Annotated in this window: 13 protein-coding genes; all 13 read right to left on the bottom strand. The window is 59.5% G+C overall.

Annotation, left to right across the window (positions count from 1 at the left end; all coding sequences use genetic code 11):
• Window positions 1-25: 25 nt before the first annotated feature.
• The 13 genes from pseC to flgK all read right to left on the bottom strand — a co-directional run bounded on the left by pseC (window position 26) and on the right by flgK (window position 18,926).
• Complete coding sequence (gene pseC / locus JQF37_RS20335; RefSeq protein ID WP_130203800.1) at window positions 26-1,183, bottom strand: UDP-4-amino-4,6-dideoxy-N-acetyl-beta-L-altrosamine transaminase; 1,158 nt, start codon at window positions 1,181-1,183, stop codon at window positions 26-28.
• A complete protein-coding gene (gene pseB, locus JQF37_RS20330) occupies window positions 1,180-2,181 on the bottom strand; it encodes a UDP-N-acetylglucosamine 4,6-dehydratase (inverting) (protein WP_130203801.1) in 1,002 nt (333 codons plus the stop codon). The genes pseC and pseB overlap by 4 nt, the downstream gene beginning before the upstream one ends.
• Window positions 2,182-2,211: 30 nt before the next feature.
• Window positions 2,212-5,142 carry a TIGR00180 family glycosyltransferase gene (locus JQF37_RS20325; RefSeq protein WP_103402455.1) on the bottom strand — a complete coding sequence of 977 codons (2,931 nt, stop codon included), beginning with the start codon at window positions 5,140-5,142 and terminating at the stop codon, window positions 2,212-2,214.
• Between the two features lie 55 nt (window positions 5,143-5,197).
• Window positions 5,198-5,926 carry a cephalosporin hydroxylase family protein gene (locus JQF37_RS20320; protein WP_103402454.1) on the bottom strand — a complete coding sequence of 243 codons (729 nt, stop codon included), beginning with the start codon at window positions 5,924-5,926 and terminating at the stop codon, window positions 5,198-5,200.
• 25 nt (window positions 5,927-5,951) lie between these two features.
• On the bottom strand, window positions 5,952-6,617 hold the full coding sequence (locus JQF37_RS20315; protein WP_103402453.1) for an acetyltransferase: 666 nt from the start codon (window positions 6,615-6,617) through the stop codon (window positions 5,952-5,954).
• A complete protein-coding gene (locus JQF37_RS20310; protein ID WP_103402452.1) occupies window positions 6,614-7,735 on the bottom strand; it encodes a DegT/DnrJ/EryC1/StrS family aminotransferase in 1,122 nt (373 codons plus the stop codon). Before JQF37_RS20310 ends, JQF37_RS20315 begins: the two co-directional genes overlap by 4 nt.
• Window positions 7,732-8,958: a class I SAM-dependent methyltransferase gene (locus JQF37_RS20305; RefSeq protein ID WP_130203803.1), complete on the bottom strand. Its 1,227-nt coding sequence runs from the start codon at window positions 8,956-8,958 to the stop codon at window positions 7,732-7,734. The genes JQF37_RS20310 and JQF37_RS20305 overlap by 4 nt, the downstream gene beginning before the upstream one ends.
• Window positions 8,955-9,515, bottom strand: coding sequence for a dTDP-4-dehydrorhamnose 3,5-epimerase (gene rfbC, locus JQF37_RS20300; protein WP_130203804.1), 561 nt, complete (start codon window positions 9,513-9,515; stop codon window positions 8,955-8,957). The genes JQF37_RS20305 and rfbC overlap by 4 nt, the downstream gene beginning before the upstream one ends.
• Window positions 9,512-10,594, bottom strand: coding sequence for a CDP-glucose 4,6-dehydratase (rfbG, locus tag JQF37_RS20295; RefSeq protein ID WP_103402449.1), 1,083 nt, complete (start codon window positions 10,592-10,594; stop codon window positions 9,512-9,514). The genes rfbC and rfbG overlap by 4 nt, the downstream gene beginning before the upstream one ends.
• On the bottom strand, window positions 10,576-11,349 hold the full coding sequence (gene rfbF, locus JQF37_RS20290) for a glucose-1-phosphate cytidylyltransferase (protein WP_103402448.1): 774 nt from the start codon (window positions 11,347-11,349) through the stop codon (window positions 10,576-10,578). The genes rfbG and rfbF overlap by 19 nt, the downstream gene beginning before the upstream one ends.
• Before the next feature lie 215 nt (window positions 11,350-11,564).
• Window positions 11,565-15,161, bottom strand: coding sequence for a glycosyltransferase (locus JQF37_RS20285; RefSeq protein WP_130203805.1), 3,597 nt, complete (start codon window positions 15,159-15,161; stop codon window positions 11,565-11,567).
• Window positions 15,162-15,274: 113 nt separating this feature from the next.
• Window positions 15,275-16,855 (bottom strand): flagellar hook-associated protein 3, encoded by a 1,581-nt coding sequence (locus JQF37_RS20280; RefSeq protein WP_130203806.1) that lies wholly within the window; start codon window positions 16,853-16,855, stop codon window positions 15,275-15,277.
• A gap of 13 nt (window positions 16,856-16,868) precedes the next feature.
• On the bottom strand, window positions 16,869-18,926 hold the full coding sequence (gene flgK, locus JQF37_RS20275; protein WP_130203807.1) for a flagellar hook-associated protein FlgK: 2,058 nt from the start codon (window positions 18,924-18,926) through the stop codon (window positions 16,869-16,871).
• Window positions 18,927-18,928 lie beyond the last annotated feature (2 nt).

The raw sequence follows: 18,928 nt of genomic DNA, 5'->3' as shown, positions 1-18,928 counted from the left end.
TCCCATCCGCCGCCTGTGGCGGTATTTATTCGGTCAGCCGGCGCAGTTGCTCGACCACGAAATCCTGTTGCTCATCACTGAGCAACGGAAACAGCGGCAGGCTGATGGCCTCGGCGTAGTAACGTTCGGCTTGCGGAAAGTCGCCCTCGGCGAAACCCAGGTCGCGATAGTACGGCTGCAAGTGCACCGGAATGTAGTGCAGATTCACACCGACGCCGGCAGCTCGCAACCCTTCGAACACCTGTCGATGGCTGAGTTTGATGCGATCAAGTTGCAAGCGCACCACATACAGATGCCACGCCGACTCGGCTTCAGGCTGAGGGCTGGGCAAGGTCAACGGCAAAGACGCCAGCAACCGGTCATAACGCGCCGCCAGTTCACGCCGGCGCTCGATGAAGCCATCCAGTTTGTTCAGTTGCGACAGCCCGAGGGCGGCTTGCAGGTCGGTGATTCGGTAATTGAAGCCCAGTTCCACTTGCTGGTAATACCAGGGGCCATGGCTGGCCTCGGTCATGTGCTGCGGATCGCGAGTCATGCCGTGGCTGCGTAGACGTTGCAAGCGCTCGGCCAGTTCCGGGCGATTAGTCAGCACCATGCCACCTTCGGCGCTGGTGATGATTTTCACCGGATGAAAACTGAACACCGTCATTGCCGCGAAATCACCACAGCCCACCGGTCGCCCGGCATAGGACGCGCCGACCGCATGGGAGGCGTCCTCAATGACCGTGAAAGCATAACGCTCGGCCAGCTCGGCGATCAGCCGCATGTCGCAACTCTGGCCGGAGAACGCCACCGCCACCAGCACCTTAGGCAACGTACCGTTGTCCACCGCCGCTTCCAGCCTGGCTTTCAGGGCATCAGCATCGAGGTTCCAGGTCAGCGGATCGATGTCGACGAAGTCCACCTCGGCACCGCAATAACGACCGCAATTGGCCGACGCCAGAAAGGTGTTGGGCGTGGTCCACAAACGATCACCCGGCCCGAGCCCGGCCGCCAGGCAAGCGATGTGCAACGCCGCCGTGGCGTTACACACTGCCACCGCAAAATCGGCCTGGCAACGGTCGGCCATGGCCTGTTCGAATCGCTCGATGGTCGGCCCTTGAGTCAGCCAGTCGGACTGCAACACGGCGACCACCGCGTCGATGTCCGCCTGATCGAGACTCTGCCGACCGTAAGGAATCATGCCGACAGCTCCGCGTGCAGATCAGCAATCTGCCCCACCGTCAGGAATTGCGGGTTGGTGTCGGAGCGATACTCGAAGTCTTCGCTCACCGGCTGGCCCTGCTCGCCCAGTTTGTCCACGGAAAAATCCACGTCGACGCTGGTGAAGCGGATCGACGGCTGGATCGTGTAGTGATCGTCGAACTCCAGGGTCATGCGCGCATCGTCCAGCGGCACCATCAGCTCATGGAGTTTTTCGCCCGGACGAATGCCCACGTTCTTGTGCGGCAAGTGCCCGGCCATACCCACCGCCAGATCGACGATGCGGATCGACGGAATCTTCGGCACAAACACTTCACCGCCATGCATGCGGGCAAAGCTGTCGAGCACAAACTGCACGCCGTGATCAAGGGTGATCCAAAAGCGCGTCATGCGCTCATCGGTGATCGGCAGCTCTGTCGCGCCCTCGGCAATCAGCTTGCTGAAGAACGGCACGACCGAACCCCGGGAGCCGGCCACGTTACCGTAACGGACCACCGAGAAGCGTGTGTTCTGGTCCCCGGCAATATTGTTCGCGGCGACGAACAATTTGTCCGACAGCAGCTTGGTTGCGCCGTACAGGTTGATCGGGCTGGCGGCTTTGTCGGTGGACAGCGCGACGACTTTTTTCACGCAGTTATCTATGGCCGCGGCAATGATGTTTTCCGCGCCGTTGACGTTGGTACGAATGCATTCGGTGGGGTTGTACTCGGCCGCCGGCACTTGCTTCAGGGCGGCGGCATGCACCACGTAGTCAATGCCGCGCATGGCCTGGCGCAAACGCTCGGCGTCGCGCACATCGCCCAGGAAGTAACGCATGCACGGCGCGTTGAACGTCTGCTGCATCTCGTACTGCTTGAGCTCATCACGCGAAAACACCACCACCCGCTTGGGCTGATATTGCTCCAGCAGGCGACGGATGAAGTTGCGACCGAACGAACCGGTGCCGCCGGAGATGAAAATCGATTTACCGTTGAACATGCCGCGAATCCTTCTACCTGTGCACCAGACTTAAACCAGCAACCGCGCCCAATCCACACTGGTCGCGCTGCCAAGGGTAAAACCCTTGCCGGTCAAGGCGAGGTTCTTGTTGTACGCCAGATCATGCTGGAACGGCCCCGCCCACTTTTCACGCAAGGCCTGAAGAGTCTGCGGCGCATCGGGCAAGGTGCCTGGGTGAATGACCTGTACTTGCGGCGTCCACACCACCAGATAACCCGCCTGACCAACCTTCAGGCACAGATCGACATCGGCGAAAGCATCGGTGAAGGCGCCTTCGTCCAGTCCGCCAACCTCGTCGAACAACGCTTTGGGGATCATCAGGCACACGGCCGAGACGGCCGAATAGTTTTGTTCCAGCACCAGACGATTCAGGTAGCCCTTGGCATCCTTCGGCTCACCGACAAAGGCCGAACCGACGCCGTCGTTCATGCCCAGAATCAGCCCGGCCTGGGTAACGTTGCCGTCGCGGTTCTGCAACTTGGCACCGACCACGCCCACTTCCGGACGCTGGGCCTGGTTGAGCAGGGATTCGAGCCAGTTGGGGTTGACCACTTCACTGTCCGCTGCCAGCAGCACCAGGTATTCACCCTGGGCCTGCTGACTGGCTTCGTTGTACAAGGCCGACGTGCTGAGACGCTCTTGCGCGCGCAAGACACGGACCCGGTCGCCCGGCTGTCCGAGACCGTCCAGCCATTGCAGAAGGTCGGGGGACTGACTCGCGTTATCGGCAATCAGCACTTCGTAACGGGTGTAGCGGGTACGTTGCACGATGCCGGTGAGGCAACGTTGAAGTTGCTCCAGATCGTCCTGGCTCGCCACAATGATTGTCACCAGCGGACGTTCAGTGTGACGGTAGTCGATACGGTAAGTGCCAGGTTCGTCCGAGCTGACTTGCGCCTTGTAGCCACGGGTCGCGAGGTGACGGATCAACGCCTGACGCTCGTGGGCGTTTTCCTCCAGTACCGGTGCACGGGCGATCAGCAGCGGCTCGTCCAGATGTGCCAGCCAGGCCAGGCCGCCCTGTTCGATGATGCGCAGCAGCAGGTCGAATTCCAGCGCCTTGCTGAAGTCGGCCTGGTAACCGCCCGCGTCCAGCAACACATCCTTGCGAATCAGCCAGTGTCGCGCCATCAGCGCTGGGAGGCTTTGCAGCAGGTCGAGGTTAAAGCCTGGACGGAACACATCCACCAGCGCACCATTGGCATCGCGGTGAATTTCGTCGGATGCCACCGCTCGGCATTCAGGCGCGGCACGCAGTTCCAGTCCGGCGCGCAGCAGACCACCCGCAGTGAACTCGTCACCCGCCTCGGTCAGCAGCAACCAGTCGCACGTCGATTGACGCGCGATCTGATTGAGCTTGTCGACATAGTTGACCGGGGTTACACGAACAAAGTGCAGCGTGTTGCGCTCTGTGGTGGCCGTCAACAATTCGCCCGTGGTGAACACCACGATCTTGAAGGCGTGGTTGTGACCTTCCAGCAAACTGTCGAGGGTGATTTGCAGTTTGGCCGCGTCGTTTTCGAGGTCCAGCACCAAAATGCCAAATTGTGGACCACCGTTGTGGTCCGCCAGGAAACGCGAAGTCGCGGCGACTTCGTCAGCCTCAGGGGCGCGCGCCGCCAGCCACTTGAGCAGGCGACCGGAGCGCATGGCACCGAACGCCTCGTCATTGCCTTGCGTCGATACAGCGTCCAGGCGCTCGGCCCAGGCGAACATGTCCCGCGCCTCGTCGGCGTCGCCTAGCAGTTCCAACTGCTGCGCCAGGCGCTTGACCACTTGACGGTTGAACGGGCTGCGGTCATACGCATGCCAGAGTCGCTCGACAACACTTTCAGTCGTGTCGTTGTTGCGAGGACGCATCATGTCTTCCTGGTGCGCCCAAATACCTTCGAGCCCCTGGAGCTGAACACGGCCGGCCGGCATGCCGTGCAGCATCATCTCGAATCGGCTCAACAGATCGAAAAACGGCTGATTGTAGAAAGGCATTTCTACGTATTGCAAAAGCCCGAAGCGACGGCTTGGCCCCTTCTGCACATCAGTCCAGCGCGACTCGAAAATAGGTTCGGCGGTCAGCGCCCGACGGTTACGCAGGCTGTCGGCCAGAGCCTCGAAACTGTCCAGTGCCAACTGCTTGCCCTGCGCGGGATCGAGCCCCGTCTGGGCACTTGGCAACGTCGACAGTAATTGAGCGTAAGTCTCACGATCCGCCACCGATTTTGCATCGGCTAGGGTCAGGGTGCTGTAGATCTCGGTGTTGTGCTCCGACTCCAGGTAATTGACCTCGCGCACCACATAAGGGATCGGCAGAATTCGCGCCTTGGCCCTCGCCAACATGTAGTACGCATGACCGATTTCCTGCCATTCAAAGATGGTGTCTTGCGGCATGAGCGCGTACCAGTCACGCAACATCGCGGTACGGTGAACGGCATAGAACGGGGGAATGTACTGATGCATGAAGTCAATCACGCGATCCTGAGCGCGATCGGACGAATAGTCTTCACAAACCTTCTTGTCCCGGCGGTAATAGCTCACGCTATCGGCCAGCGCCAGATACATCAGGCAGTAACCATGGCACATGCCGTAGTCCGGGTTCGCTTCCAGGAACGAGACCGAAGCGTCGAGGGCGTCATGCACGATGAAGTCATCGTCGGCAGCGAACACCATGTAGGGCGTAGTGACTTGTTGCACACCGTAATCGAGCTTGGCCCGAATGCCCCAATAGCCGTACTGCGGCAAATGCCGGTAGTCGATGCCAGGGTAAGCACCGTCGATGCCATCGGTGACCTTAGCTGAAGAATCCAGCACCAGAATCCTGCAAGGCAAGGCGCTGTAAAACTTCACTGCCCGACGCGCAAATGCCGGGCGATTGTGGGTAATCACTACCACCGTCACCAACTCGTTCAGTGGTAATCCGCTTTCAGAAACGTACTTGCCTTGCATATTCTTTCCCCACAACCGGCGTATCGCCCGATGAACTCAACAATGATGTCGTTGCTTAACGAACCCGACGCAGATAACCGTCCGGTGCCACGGTGATCAGCAGTTTGCTGTGAATCCGGGCATCGATTTCAAAATCGCGATTCTCTTCCAGATAGGCCCATACGGCAGTTTTCGGGTTGTCACCCTTGCCCCAAGGACGATCCGGGAAGGCGTCTTCGGGCATGTCTTCGACCACGGTGTCCATCACCACGCAATAACTGCCGACCGAAACCAGCGGTGCATACAGACGCAACTCTTCAAGCACATGCTCATGGGTATGGTTGGAGTCCAGAACCACCAGCACTTTCTTGCCGGCAACCCGCGCACGGACCTCGTCAACTATGGCCGTATCGATACTCGACCCCTGGATCATGCTGATCCGTCGAGCCATCGGATGGGCTTCAATGGCTTCGCGGTTGTGTTGACGAATATCGATGTCCACACCCAGCACTTCGCCGTGACCGATCAGTTCCATCATCGAGGCGTAAAACACCAGGGAGCCGCCGTGGGCGATGCCCGTTTCGACAATCACATCCGGGCGCAGGTCCCAGATGATTTCCTGCATGGCGACCATGTCCTGAGGAAACTGAATGATTGGCCGGCCCATCCAGCTGAAGTTGTAGGTGTACTTGTGTTTGGCCGTGACACCGACCCAGTCCAGCGACTCGGACCGAAGTTTTTTGTCCTGCTGCAAACCTTCGATGTTCTGGCTTACTTCTTTGCGAAACTGCTCATGAGGATTCATGCAAACACTCCGTTACGGGGTTTTGTCAGTTGAAAACCCGGCCGTCCTGATAAGGAACAGCCTGAGTCTTGATAATTCGAGCTGGATTGCCCACAACGACTGCGTAGTCGGGGACGTCCCGGGTGACCACGGCTCCGGCGCCGACTGTCGCCCAGCGACCGATGCGCAACCGTGGCAGGATGGTGGCGTTGACGCCGATGAAAGCACCGTCACCCACTTCGACGCAGCCGGCGATAGCAACACCGGGCGCCATGAACACGGAATGCCCGATCCGGCCTTCGTGCCCGATCACGCTGCCGTAGCTGATGCTGCTGTTATCGCCCAGGGACACTTCAGCCTGGATGATCACGCCTTCCTGGAGATAGTTACCGGTGCCCATGCGCGTCATGCTCAGATCGATGCCCGGGTGCAGGAAGTTGCCCAGCGTCCCCCCGGCCTCGATGATCTGTCGTGTGGTCTCGTAACGGGTCTTGGTGTCGCGGGTGATCAGGTTCACAAACTGCGTATCCGGGCCTTTCAAATCGGCCACACGCTCCACTCCACCGATCACCGGCACGCCGTAAAACAAGGTGCCGTGCTTGGCTGCATCGTTGTCGAGAAACGCAAACTCCACGGCCGGATCGGCCCGTTTGACGGAGCCTATCATGCGCACTGCTTCAGGGTTCGCCGCCCCCAACAGGTAGACGATCACAGCACATTCCTTTGCTGGCAGACCGCGCGAATGACCTCAATCACCCGCTGCTGATCGGCGTCGGTCATGTCGTGATAGCTCGGCAGATTGATGGCCCGCTCCGACAGCGAAAACGCCATCGGCGTGTGCACCGGTTTATCGGCGAACATCGGCAGTGCCGACAATGGCCAGAAAAACACCCGCGCATCGATATCGGCGGCCTGAAAGGCTTCGATCAATAGCTCCCGGGTAATCCCAGTGTTTTCATGGAACACCACCGTGGGCATCCAGTACCCATTCCTGGAGTGATGCGGCTGCGGGTTCATGGACAGCAACGGGATATCCAGCAGCCCTTGGGCATAACGATCGAAGATCGCGCGTTTACGGGCGATCAGCTCATCGACACGTTCGATCTGGGCGCAACCGATCGCGGCCTGCAGATTACTCATCTTGTACTTGAAACCGATGAAGTCCGGCCAAAATTGACGTTTGCTGCCGTTGACCCGACCGTGATTGGAGAGCGTAAGCACTCGCTCATACAGCGCCTTGTCCGAGGTCACGAAAATCCCGCCTTCTCCGGTGGTCATGGTCTTGGTGCCATGAAAGGAGAATGCGCCAAAAGCCCCCAACGAGCCGGCGGCTTTACCACGCCATTGCGAGCCGATGGCTTCGGCGGCGTCTTCGATGACAGCAATACCGTGCTCACGGCCGATCTCCAGCAACGCGTCCAAATCACACAGATTGCCGTACAAATGCACTGCCACGATGGCCTTGGTTCGCGGAGTAATGGCTTTGCGCACCTGTTCCGGATCCAGGCACCAACTGTCCGCCAACACGTCGACGAAAACCGGGGTAGCCCCCAGGTAATCGATGGGCGCCGCCGAAGCGATCCAGTTGGTATTCGCCAGAATCACTTCATCGCCCGGACCGATGTCAAGTGCCGCCATTCCCATGTGCAAAGCGCCGGTGCAACTGGACGTCGCGATGGCATACGGTACGTCCATGTGCTGTGCGAAGGATTTTTCGAAACGTGTGATGTATTCGTAGCAGCGCTCACCCCAGCCATGCTGCACAGCGTCCAGCACGTACTTGGCCTCCAGTTCACCCACACTGGGCTTGGTATAGTGAATTCGGCTCATCTGAAGCTCAACTCCGGAATGGCAACGACAAAACGTGCGCCCCAACTGCGGACAACCGCGAATTGCTGGGTAATCTCGTACAGCAGGTTCCATGGCAGTACCAGAACGTAATCCGGCTTTTCGATTTCAATCCGCTCGGGAGAAACCACCGGAATGCGGCTGCCCGGCAAGTACTTGCCTTGCTTGTGCGGACTGGCATCTGCCACCCAGGCCAACAGATCCGGCTTGACCCCGGCGTAGTTGAGCAATGTGTTGCCCTTGGCGGCGGCGCCGTAACCGACCACGATCTTGCCATCAGCCTTGGCCTGCAACAGGAAACGCAGCAGTTCGTGTTTGATACGTTCGGCATTAGGCGCGAGGGTCGAGTAGTACCCGGCGGTTTTTACCCCGGCGTCGAGCTCGGCCTTCAGTTGCAGTTGAACAGCCGGCTGTACGTCGCGGCGAACGCCATCGGCGCGCTGGACGAAGACCCGAAGCGATCCGCCATGGGTGGTCAGCTGACTGACGTCGAATACTTCCAGGCCGTTGCGCTCGCACAGCGTCTGCACGGCAGTCAACGACAGGTAGGAATAGTGCTCGTGGTACAGCGTGTCGAACTGCTGGCCAGCCATCAGTGTGAGCAACTGCGGAAACTCGAACGTCGCCACGCCGGTTGGCTTGAGCAGGGTCGCGAAACCGCCAAGGAAATCGTTGATGTCCGGCACGTGGGCCAACACGTTGTTGGCGGCCATCAGGTCGGCGGCCCAGCCTTCAGTGTTCAACTGTGATGCCGTGTCGCGACCGAAGAACAGTTCGCGGATCTCCAGGCCTTTTTCCCGCGCCGCTTGCGCGGTGCTTCGGGTCGGCTCAACGCCCAGGCAAGGAATGCCGCGCTTGGCCACGTACTGCAACAGGTAACCGTCGTTCGCGGCGATTTCCACCACGCGGCTATCGGTCGTCAGGTCGAAACGCTCAACCATCTCGGCCACATAGCGCTCGGCGTGGGCCAGCCAGGTGCTGGAGAACGAACTGAAATAGGCGTACTCGGCGTCGAACAGGCTGTCGGCGCGGGTGTAGTCCTCGGTCTGCACCAGCCAGCAGTGCTGACACACCGCCACTTTCAGCGGCACCCATTGCTCGGCGTGCTCAAGCTGATCGGCGCACACATAGGCGTTGGACGGCGGCGAAGTGCCGAGATCGATCAGCGGCAAAGCCAAAGAAGTCCCGCAACCACGGCAGTTCATACACGCACTCCAGCGAAGTACTGATCGAGCAAGGGATGGCTGGAGTCCCGGGCCGACAGATTATTGACAGGCAACGGCCAGGCAATCGCCAGCCTTGGATCGTTGACACTCAAACCGCCCTCGTGCGCAGGCGCGTAGTCCGCGCTGTGCAGGTAGAGCAACTCGGCGTCGTCGGTGAGGGTCTGGAAACCGTGGGCGAACCCGGCCGGGATCAGCAGGCTGCGGCCGTCGCCGGCCCGCAGGTGTTCGGCGTGCCAATGTAGGAACGTCTCGGAGTCAGGGCGCAAGTCCACTGCCACATCCCAGACTTCACCGCGCAGGCAGCTGATCAACTTGGCTTCCGGCGCGCTGGCGTTCTGATAATGCAGACCGCGCACACTGCCGCATTCACGGGTGCGGGAATGGTTGATCTGACGGATATGAAACGGCTGGCCGAACGCGCTCAGGCTGCCTTCGCAAAACAGGCGCGCGAAATGCCCGCGCTCATCCTCGAAGCGTTTGTGTTGCACGCTGAACAGGCCGGCCAGCGGCAACGGTTTCAACAGAAACTCGCTCACAGCGCGCCTCGGTACAGGTTCAATTGACCCAGGGTGATGGCGCGCATGTCATCGCCGTTCTGCCAGGCCAGGTGCCAATCAAGGGTTTGGGTCAGGCACTGCTGCAACGACCAGCGCGGCTGCCAGGCCAACAATTGGCGAGCACGGCTGCTGTCCAGGCGCAACAGACCCGCTTCATGCAAATCACTCGGTTCGATGCGCAAGCCACGCGCTTGTGGCCAGCGGTTGGCGAGCAACTTGACCACTTCGCCAACGCTGCACATGTCCGCTTCGCTCGGACCGAAGTTCCACGCGCCGGTAAACTCCGGGCCGTGCTCGTAGAGGCCGACGGCCAGTTGCAGGTAACCGGCCAGCGGTTCCAGCGCGTGCTGCCACGGGCGCACGGCGTGTGGGTAGCGCAGGGTCACGGGTTCGTCGGCGGACCACGCCTTCAAGACGTCGGGAATCAATCGTTCCGGAGCAAAATCCCCCCCACCCAGCACGTTGCCGGCACGCGCCGTGGCGAGTGCCAGGCCATGCTCGGCATATTTTTCGGCCGGGAAAAATGACGCGACATACGACTGCGCGAGCAACTCGCAACAGGCCTTGCTGCTGCTGTAAGGATCATGCCCGCCGAGGGCTTCGTTTTCACGGTAGGGCCACACCCATTCCTGATTGGCGTAAACCTTGTCGGTGGTCACCAGCACGCACGCGCGAACGCCGCCGACCTGACGGATCGCCTCGAGCAGATTGAGCGTGCCCATGACGTTGCTGGAGTAAGTCCCCAGCGGATCGCGATAGCCTTCGCGCACCAGCGGTTGGGCTGCCAGGTGCAGGACAATTTCCGGTTGGGTTTCGGCGATCAATTCCAGCAAGGCACCCAGGTCACGCAGGTCACCGCGTTGATCGTTGATGCCTTCGTGAACACGCGCCAGTTCGAACAGGCTTGGCTCGGTGGACGGATCAAGGGAAAACCCGCTGACCTCGGCGCCGAGGCTTTGCAGCCACAACGTCAGCCAACTGCCTTTGAAACCGGTGTGGCCAGTCAGCAGAACCCGCTTGCCGCGCCAGAACTCCGGGCTCAGTCCCATTGTTTCCATGGGGCCTCCCCGCTCTGCCACAAATGCTCCAGATGGTTCTTGTCACGCAGGGTGTCCATCGGATGCCAGAAGCCATCGTGCTGGAATGCGTTCAGTTGCCCTTCGGCAGCCAGGGTCGTCAACGGCTGCGACTCCCAGACTGTTTCGTCGGCAGTGATCAGCGACAACACTTTGGGTGACAAGACGAAGAAGCCACCGTTGATCCAGCCCCCATCGCCGCGAGGTTTTTCGATGAAACCACGCACCAGATCGCCGTCACGCTCCAGCGCGCCGTAACGTCCGGGTGGCTGCACCGCCGTGACCGTCGCCAACTTACCGCTGCTTAAGTGAAAATCCACCAAAGCGCCAATGTTTAGATCCGAGACGCCGTCGCCGTAGGTGAAACAGAACGCCTGTTCGCCTTCAACGTAACGGGCGGCGCGACGCAGGCGGCCACCGGTCATGGTGTCTTCGCCGGTGTCGATCAGGGTCACGCGCCACGGCTCGCTGTAGTTCTGGTGAACGTCCATGCGATTGTTGGACATGTCGAAGGTGACGTCAGAGGTGTGCAGGAAGTAGTTGGCGAAGAAGTCCTTGATCGCATAGCCCTTGTAGCCCAGGCAAATCACGAAGTCGTGAATTCCATGAGCGGAATACTGCTTCATGATGTGCCAGAGAATTGGCTTGCCACCGATCTCGATCATTGGCTTGGGCTTGAGGTGCGACTCCTCGCTGATGCGCGTGCCCAGACCACCCGCCAGAATAACTGCCTTCATCATTTCCCCTTTTGTTCGTCACAGGGCCTGCCCAAGCCTGACAAGGCTTTGCGGCCATCTGGATAAATCGCATGAGGCGGCACCCATCGGCTTCTGGCTGCGTCGCACATGCTAGATTTATGGCGATTTTCAGGGGACTTGCAGGAAACGCGCCAGCTCGAACGGCGGCGCTGTGTAGCCGCTACCGTTGGGCAGCGACTACATCAGAGGGTGTATCAATCGGCCAGCCAGCCATTCTCCCAGTACCGCACGTTATCGCCGCGCAGCATGTAATCGCGCAGTACCGCTTCGCGCAGTTCATCGCCCATGCGGTAGCTCGCTTCCGGGTCCGCCAGGTGCATGCGGATGGCTTGCAGCCACTCATCGGTAGAGTTGCTGACCACCCGCGTGCAAGGCAGGTAACCACGATACGCCTCGGTATCGGTGCAGACCACCGGGTAGCCGCACGCGCCATACTCCAGCAGACGCAAGTTGCTCTTGCAGTCGTTGAAGATATGAAACTCCAGCGGTGCCAGCGCCAGATCCAGGTTCAGACTGGCCAGCTTCGCCGGGTAGACGCTCAGGTCGATCACCCCGTGGAACTCATGCATGTAAGGTTTCAACTCTTCGGGACACATGCCGAAGAACACCCAATCGACCTCGTTGGCCAGTTCACGGACCACGTCGGCAATGATCGCCAGGTCACCGGAGTGGCTGGTGCCGCCGCCCCAGCCAACCCGTGGTTTTTTCGACGTGCGACGCTGACTGCGCAGATCACTCCACAGGTGAGTGGCGAGCATATTCGGCACTACCCGAATGTCGTGGTGCATGGACGACAACGCATCGGCCAGCGACTGCGTCGAAACCACCACGCGATCGCACAAGCCGATGCCGCGACGGACCAGACGCTCCATCTCGACATTGTCCGGCATATTGCGAATGTGCGCGTTCTTCTTCGGCGCCTTGATGACATAGTCATCCAGCTCGAAAATCAGACGGGCATTGGTGTAGGGCTTGAACGCGGCGATCTCGTTGATCGGTCCTTCGCTGTAGCGCCCCTGCAAAATGATCACGTCAGGTGACTCGCGCTCGATCTCGAAAATCGACGGCAAATCGTAGTAGACCCGTCCGGTTGCCCGGCCAGCCTTCTCCAGCTCGATCAGCGGCTGGATCGCCCGATAGTGTCCGACCGCCGAGGAGTTGACCGGCAGCGCCATGACCTTCGGTAACTGGCGAACGGAGAACGGACTCCACCCTGTGCGCAAGCCTGGCTCTAAACTGTAGCTGGAGCCGCCCCACGTATTGAGCATCAGGTTGGGATTGTAGGCCGGGTCGCGAGCGACAATCGGTAGCCAACGGCGGTAGAACGTATCCTGCTCTTGAAGGCGAAGCGCAATCTCGGCCTCTCCCACCGTGGCCGCGGGCGGTGTGCCGAGGGCCAGTTGGGCATACGGCGTCCACACCACCAGGTAACCGTTTTGGCGAATCCGTAGACACAGATCCACCTCGTTAAGGGTCAAGGTAAAGTCCTGCGCCTGAAAACCACCCACGCTTTCGAACAGCGATCTTCGCACCATCAGGCAATCGGCACCGACAGCACTCATGTCCTGCACCACTTGCAAACGGTGCATGTAACCGGCTGCATTAACGGGGTCGCCGAAAAACGGTGAGGTTGCCGGCCCTTGCAGCCCGAGAATCAGTCCTGCATGCAGAACCCGGCCATCTGAATTGAACAGCTTGGCTCCCACGACACCGACTTCCGGGCGCTGGGCATGATTGAGCAGCTCATTCAGCCAGTCCTCACACGTGACCACCGCATATGGATCGAGCATCAGCACATACTCGCCACGGGCCTGCTGAACGGCGAAATTGCGCGTTGCCGCGACATTACCTTGCTGCGCAAACGCCTTCACCCGGAATCGGTCGCTGCCCAGTTGCGCCATGGCGCTCAACCACTCATGCATCGGCGGCGATTCACTGCCATTGTCGATCAACAGCAACTCGTACTCGCTGTACGCCGTTTTCTCCAGGAGCGTTTCGACACAACGCTGCACGGCTGCCAACTGGTCTTTGCAGACAATGATGATCGACACCAGCGGTCGGACCGCATGCAGGTAATCGACACGATTGAGCAAGGTAAAGCTGCCCTGGCGAATGTCATGGGCAACGCCCAATCGTTGAAGATGTGCCTCCAGCACCTGCGGGTTGAGTTCAATGACGCCCGGCAGTGCCAGCCATTGCGCCAGGCCGAGCGTCGACTCCAGCATCACCTCGGCAATATGCTCGATGACCTTGATGCCGTCCCTCTCGACCATGCGCCACAGCACATCGTGAGGCGCCAGTTCGCCATAGTTCGAATTGAAGCCACCCAACGCCAGGAACTGCTCGCGCTGAAATGCCAGGGCACGCCCGACGTAGGGATAACTGCGCATCAGGTCCAGGTTGAAGTCTGGCTTCAGGATCGGGTCCACCGACTCACCATCACGCAAACGACCTTCATCGCTATAAACACACAACGCCTCTGGCGACGCGCTGATCTTATCGGCCAGCAGCAACAAGGCCGGCTCAACCAGACGATCACCGGCTCGCAGCACATAAAACCAGTCAACGCCGTCGAGCTGTGGCAGCAAGCCGGTGATCTGCTCATAGCCGTCATCCTGCAACGGCAGGTTGAACACTTTGCCGTCGAGTTGCGCTTCGGTGCAGGCGCTGGACAACACCAGGATCAGTTCCGATGCATAGATCTGCCCGGCAAGGCTGTCGAGGGTGAGATCCAGACTGGCGCGACTGCCCAGATCATCAATAATGATCGGCAGAATTTTGGGTTGCCGCGACCAGCCAGCCAATGTGTCCGGCAGGAGACTGCGCTGGGTTTCGCTGAGCGTGCGACACGCCAGCCATTGCGCGTAAACCTCGGAAAAACTCTCGCTGGCAATACCGACACGATATCCCTGGTTGGCCTGGCGGGCACCCAAAGTTCGGCTCAGGGGCAGCTCGTCCCAGACACGTGGCGCCTCGTCGCTGCGACTCAAGGGCAGGTAACGAACCCAACCGGCCGCCGGTGCGCCCTCGCCACCGCGAACCTTGAGCATCTGCACCAACCACTGTCTTTCCTGCTCCGCCGCATCTTTCATCGACTGCTGACGGCTCAAACGCTCCGGATACAGGCGCTCGACACTCAATACATAGTTGAGCACCGCCAGGTTGCCCCGACGTAGCAGGCAGATGTACAAGGCCAGATCTAGTGACGCGACAAAACAATGGCCGGGCTGAGTCAATGCGGGCATTAGTTCCTCTAGATCCTTGCGGCGGAATAATGCGCCACTGAAACCACCGAGGAAGTTGACCGGAAAGCTCTCGAAAATCGCCAGCAGGTCATCGCCCTTGAAGATTCCGCACACAGGCGACAGCGTGCTGTTCTCCAGACGAGACGGCAACGGATGATCGTCAGCATCCCACAAGGCCCGCTGGGCCAGCACCAGATTGATGTCCGCCTGCTGATCCAGCACGTGTGCCTGGCGCTCGATACAGGCCGGCGACAACTGATCGTCATCACACAGAAATTTGATGTACTCGCCTTTGGCTTCGTCTAGGCACGCCAGCAGATTGCCGACAAAACCCAATGTCCCAGGGTTTCGTACGTAACGCACTCGCTGCTCGGCATCACCCGTCAGCGACTCGACAACCTGGCGGATTTCATCGCCACGACTGTCGTCGCACACGATGATTTCAAGGTTGGCGTATTGCTGGATAAGGGCGGTGTGCAGGGACCCGGCAAAAAAGCGCGGATTGAAGGCGGGGATGACAAGGCTGACAAGCGAAACTGGATTCACGGCGGAGCTCTCAAGTGGTGGCCGCCCACCCGGCCGGATGAGCGCCTCAAACCGCTGAAAAAAGACGATGGGTATTCGGCGGTTTACGGCCGTGCGCTGACGCGCAGGCCCCGTTAGATTTTGTTGAACAGACCCAGTTGAGTGATTTTGCTGAACGCCAGTTGCGAAGCCTGCAACATCGTCTGTTGCAAGGTCAGACGCGTCATCACCTCAGCAGGATCGGAATCGCGAATCGACGCCTGGGTCTGGGTGTTGGCCAGCGACAGAGCCTGGTTGGTTGCGTTTTGGGTATCGAGGGCAGCACCGCGTGCACCCACCGAACTCAGGGCACCGGATAGCTGGTCAGTGCCACTTGCCAGGTTGGCGATGCCCGAGTCCACTGCCGCTTGCAGCTTTTGCATCGCGATCGCATTGCCATTGGTTGGTGTGCTCAGTGCGGTTTTCAACTGGCTCACGGTATCCAGAATGCTCTGGGTTTCATGAGAGTCGACGGCAACGTTGAACTGATCGCCAGCACTCGGACCTGGCGTCGGCGCAGGACCACTCGCCACGGTGAAGGTCACACCGGATGCGGTGCCAACGCCAGCCACTACCGTACCGCTGGACACAGGCTTGCTGTTGGCGGTCAGAGGCGCCGCATACAGATCAAAGTTAGTGGCATCCTTGAACTTGACGATGGCCGAACCGCTCGGAAAACTGGCGTGATAATCGGTAGCGTTGGTGATGCTGCTGCCCGTTATTTGTGCCGAGCTCGGGTTGCCAGGGCTGCGGGTCGTGGTGAATGTATCAGCCTTGGATTCCAGCGTAAAAACGTTAGGCAGCGTGGCCGCAGGACTGTCCGTAGCGCTCAGATTGATGTTCAGACTCAGCTCGACACCGCGAAAACTGACCGCTTGGCCAGCCGCGGTGGTTGGATCGAACATTCCACCCTTACTAGCTTCAGCCGTCACGTCGTTACCGGCCGAGTCAGTGATTTTCAGCTGGGTACCACTGGCGAACTCCACCGTGTATGGCTCACCGCTGCGGAACTTGCTGTTGTAGGTGATGTTCGACGAAACCTGGCCATTGGAAAGCGTTACCTTCCCGTTATCTGGCGACGGAGCCGTCATGATGACCTGACTACGACTGGTGTTGATCGCCTGCTCAAACGCTTCCCAACCGGTGCTGTTAGTGGCCATCGACATAGTGTCGCCAACGGCAAGATCAAGCGTCGTCTGATCGCCATTGTAGCTGTAGGTGCCGTCACTGTTACGCGAGAACGGAGCGGTATCGCCCTTGGAGCCGGCGAAAATGTACTTGCCGTTTTCATCCTTGGTGTTCATCAGGCTTAGTAGCTGATCTTCAATCTGGCCGAGTTCAGACGCATTCGCCTGACGGTCAGCGTCGCTATAACCGGTGTTACCGACACCAATTGCCAGCTCCTTGGCGCGTTGCAGCACGCTGGTGATGCTGGTCATGACCGACTCGGCCTGACCCAGTGTCGCCTTGATCGTGTTGGAGTTGGCCGTGTACTGATCAAGCATCGAAGCCTGTTGACCCAATTGCAGCAGTCGCGAAGCCCCCACCGGATCATCGGCCGCGGTATTGACGCGAACCAGACTGCTCGCCTCTTGACTGGTCTTGACAGCGTTGGCGAAGTTCTTTTGATAGTTCGCCGCAGTGGACTCGTAAAACTGGCCGGTGGAAATGCGCATGGGTTACGACTCCTTAAAGACTGTTAATCAGTGTGCTGAAGATTTCTTGCGCAGCCTTGATGATCTGCGAAGAGGCCGTGTAGTACTGCTGATACTTGACCAGATTGCCGGTCTCTTCATCGAGATCGACACCCGACAGCGAATCCCGCGCGCTTTTGGCGTTGGCCAGAATCGCTTCGGTCGCCGCGCTGTCGAGTTTGCCCTGAGCCGCCTTGGCACCGACACCTTCGACCAGTTTTCCGTAAGCATCAGTCAGGGAAATGCCTTTGCTGGCAGACCCTGTATCCACGGTTTGCTGGGTCTGCAAGCCCGCCAGCGCCGTGCCGTTACGATTGTCCAGCGTACCTGGCTGGCTGAGCGTGACATTGATTGCGGTGCCTTTGCCCGGGGAGCCGGCGACGGTCATATCAAAGCTTGCGGTGTACTGTGTGGCGGGCGCAGGCGGGATCGGCGCTCCCGAGGCATCCTGGAGTGGCACCGTCAGGCTCAGGGTGTTGTTTTCACCGGGCTTGATGGTGCCGCTGCTGATGACACCACCTTTGGCATCCAGGAACTGGTAGGTCTGACTGGTGCCGTCGGCGGAAACATCGCCAAATACGACCTTGGTCGGCGTCGAGTTTTTCAGGCCGTTCTGCATGGCAGTGGCAGTAGCCGAATCGTAGATATCGAATTTCGTGGTCAGGGTCGGCTGACCGCTGGCCGGAATGGTCAGCGTTCCGCTACCACCCGGGGCGATGGCCGCGCCCAGCGGCGCCGCGATGGCCAGACGCTTGGAGTCGGTCATCTCGGTCTGGATGTTCGCCGCGGCATTACGGGTCGGGGTGATCTTGAAGCTGTCGCCCGCGGCTGCCCCGCCGTTGAGCTTCAGCGCGAAGCCCTCGATCACCGGTGGCGGGTTGGTGGTGGTGCTGTAGGCGCCCACGGCGGAGCCGTCCGGCAAACGTTGCACGGTGTAGTCTGTGGCGCTGGTGAACGTCACCTTGTAATCGTTGGTGGTCAGCTTGCCGCTGTCTTCAATGCTGACATCGAAGTTGCCCGAGCCGGCGCTGTTGCCGATCGTGGCAATGCTGCGCTGAGCCATGTTCGTGGCACTGTTGATGTTGTTGAACAGATTGCCGCCGAAATTACCGTTCTTGTCGATGCCTTGGGCCTGGATGGTGTTCATCTGATCGGCGACGGTGAGCGCCACACGACCCAACTCGTTCATGGCCGGTTCGAGTACTTCGCTGCGATAACGCAGCAGGCCGCCGATTTCACCACCGGTCGTGATCGATGTGATGTCGATGGTGCTCGAACCACGATTGAGCTGCAGCGATACACGCCCCGGATCATCCTTGCTTGGCACCGTCTCCAGTTTGTTGACGGTATTGCCAATCACCAACGGCTGACCGCTGCCCAGATAGATGTCTACGTTTCCTTCACGCTCAACAAACTGCGCACCGGTAAAGGTTGAAAGCTGACGCATGGTTTCGTTGCGAGCATCCAGCAGGTCATTTGGCGCACCGCCGGAACTGGAGACTTCGCTGATCTTCTTGTTCAGCTGCGCCATAGTAGTCGCCAGCTTGTTGACCTGATCAGCCATGCTGGTCAGGTTGCCGTTGATGTCGGCGTTTTGCGAGTTCAACTGGGTGGAGATCGAGTTGAAGCGGTTGCTCAGGGCCTGCGCATCGCTGAGCAGCAACTGACGGGAAGCGTCGTCGCCGGGCTTGGCATTGACGTTCTGCACCGAAGCAAAGAACTTGGTCAGTGCGCCGTTGAGGCCGGTGCCGCTGTCGGAAAGCAACTTGTCGAGCGGCGTGACCTGGTCCAGGTAGGCAGCCGAATCACTGTTGAGCGACGTCGTGGTCTGCAACTGTGCATCGAGGTAGCTGTTGTACACCCGGCGCACATCGGCCAGCGTCGTGCCGGTGCCGATGTAGACGTTGCCGTACTGAATCGACGCCTTGGAGCCCTGCACGGTTTGCTGGCGCGAATAACCGGCGGTGTCGACATTGGAAATGTTATTGCCGGTAGTCATCAATGCAGACTGGCTAGCGGACAAACCCGACATCCCGATATTGAGCAAACTCATGG

The organism is Pseudomonas sp. MIL9, from assembly GCF_016887925.1.
In the GTDB taxonomy this organism is placed as follows: Bacteria; Pseudomonadota; Gammaproteobacteria; order Pseudomonadales; family Pseudomonadaceae; genus Aquipseudomonas; species Aquipseudomonas mohnii.
Note: the sequence above shows the minus strand (reverse complement) of the source record. Positions and strands in the feature narration are given on the sequence as shown.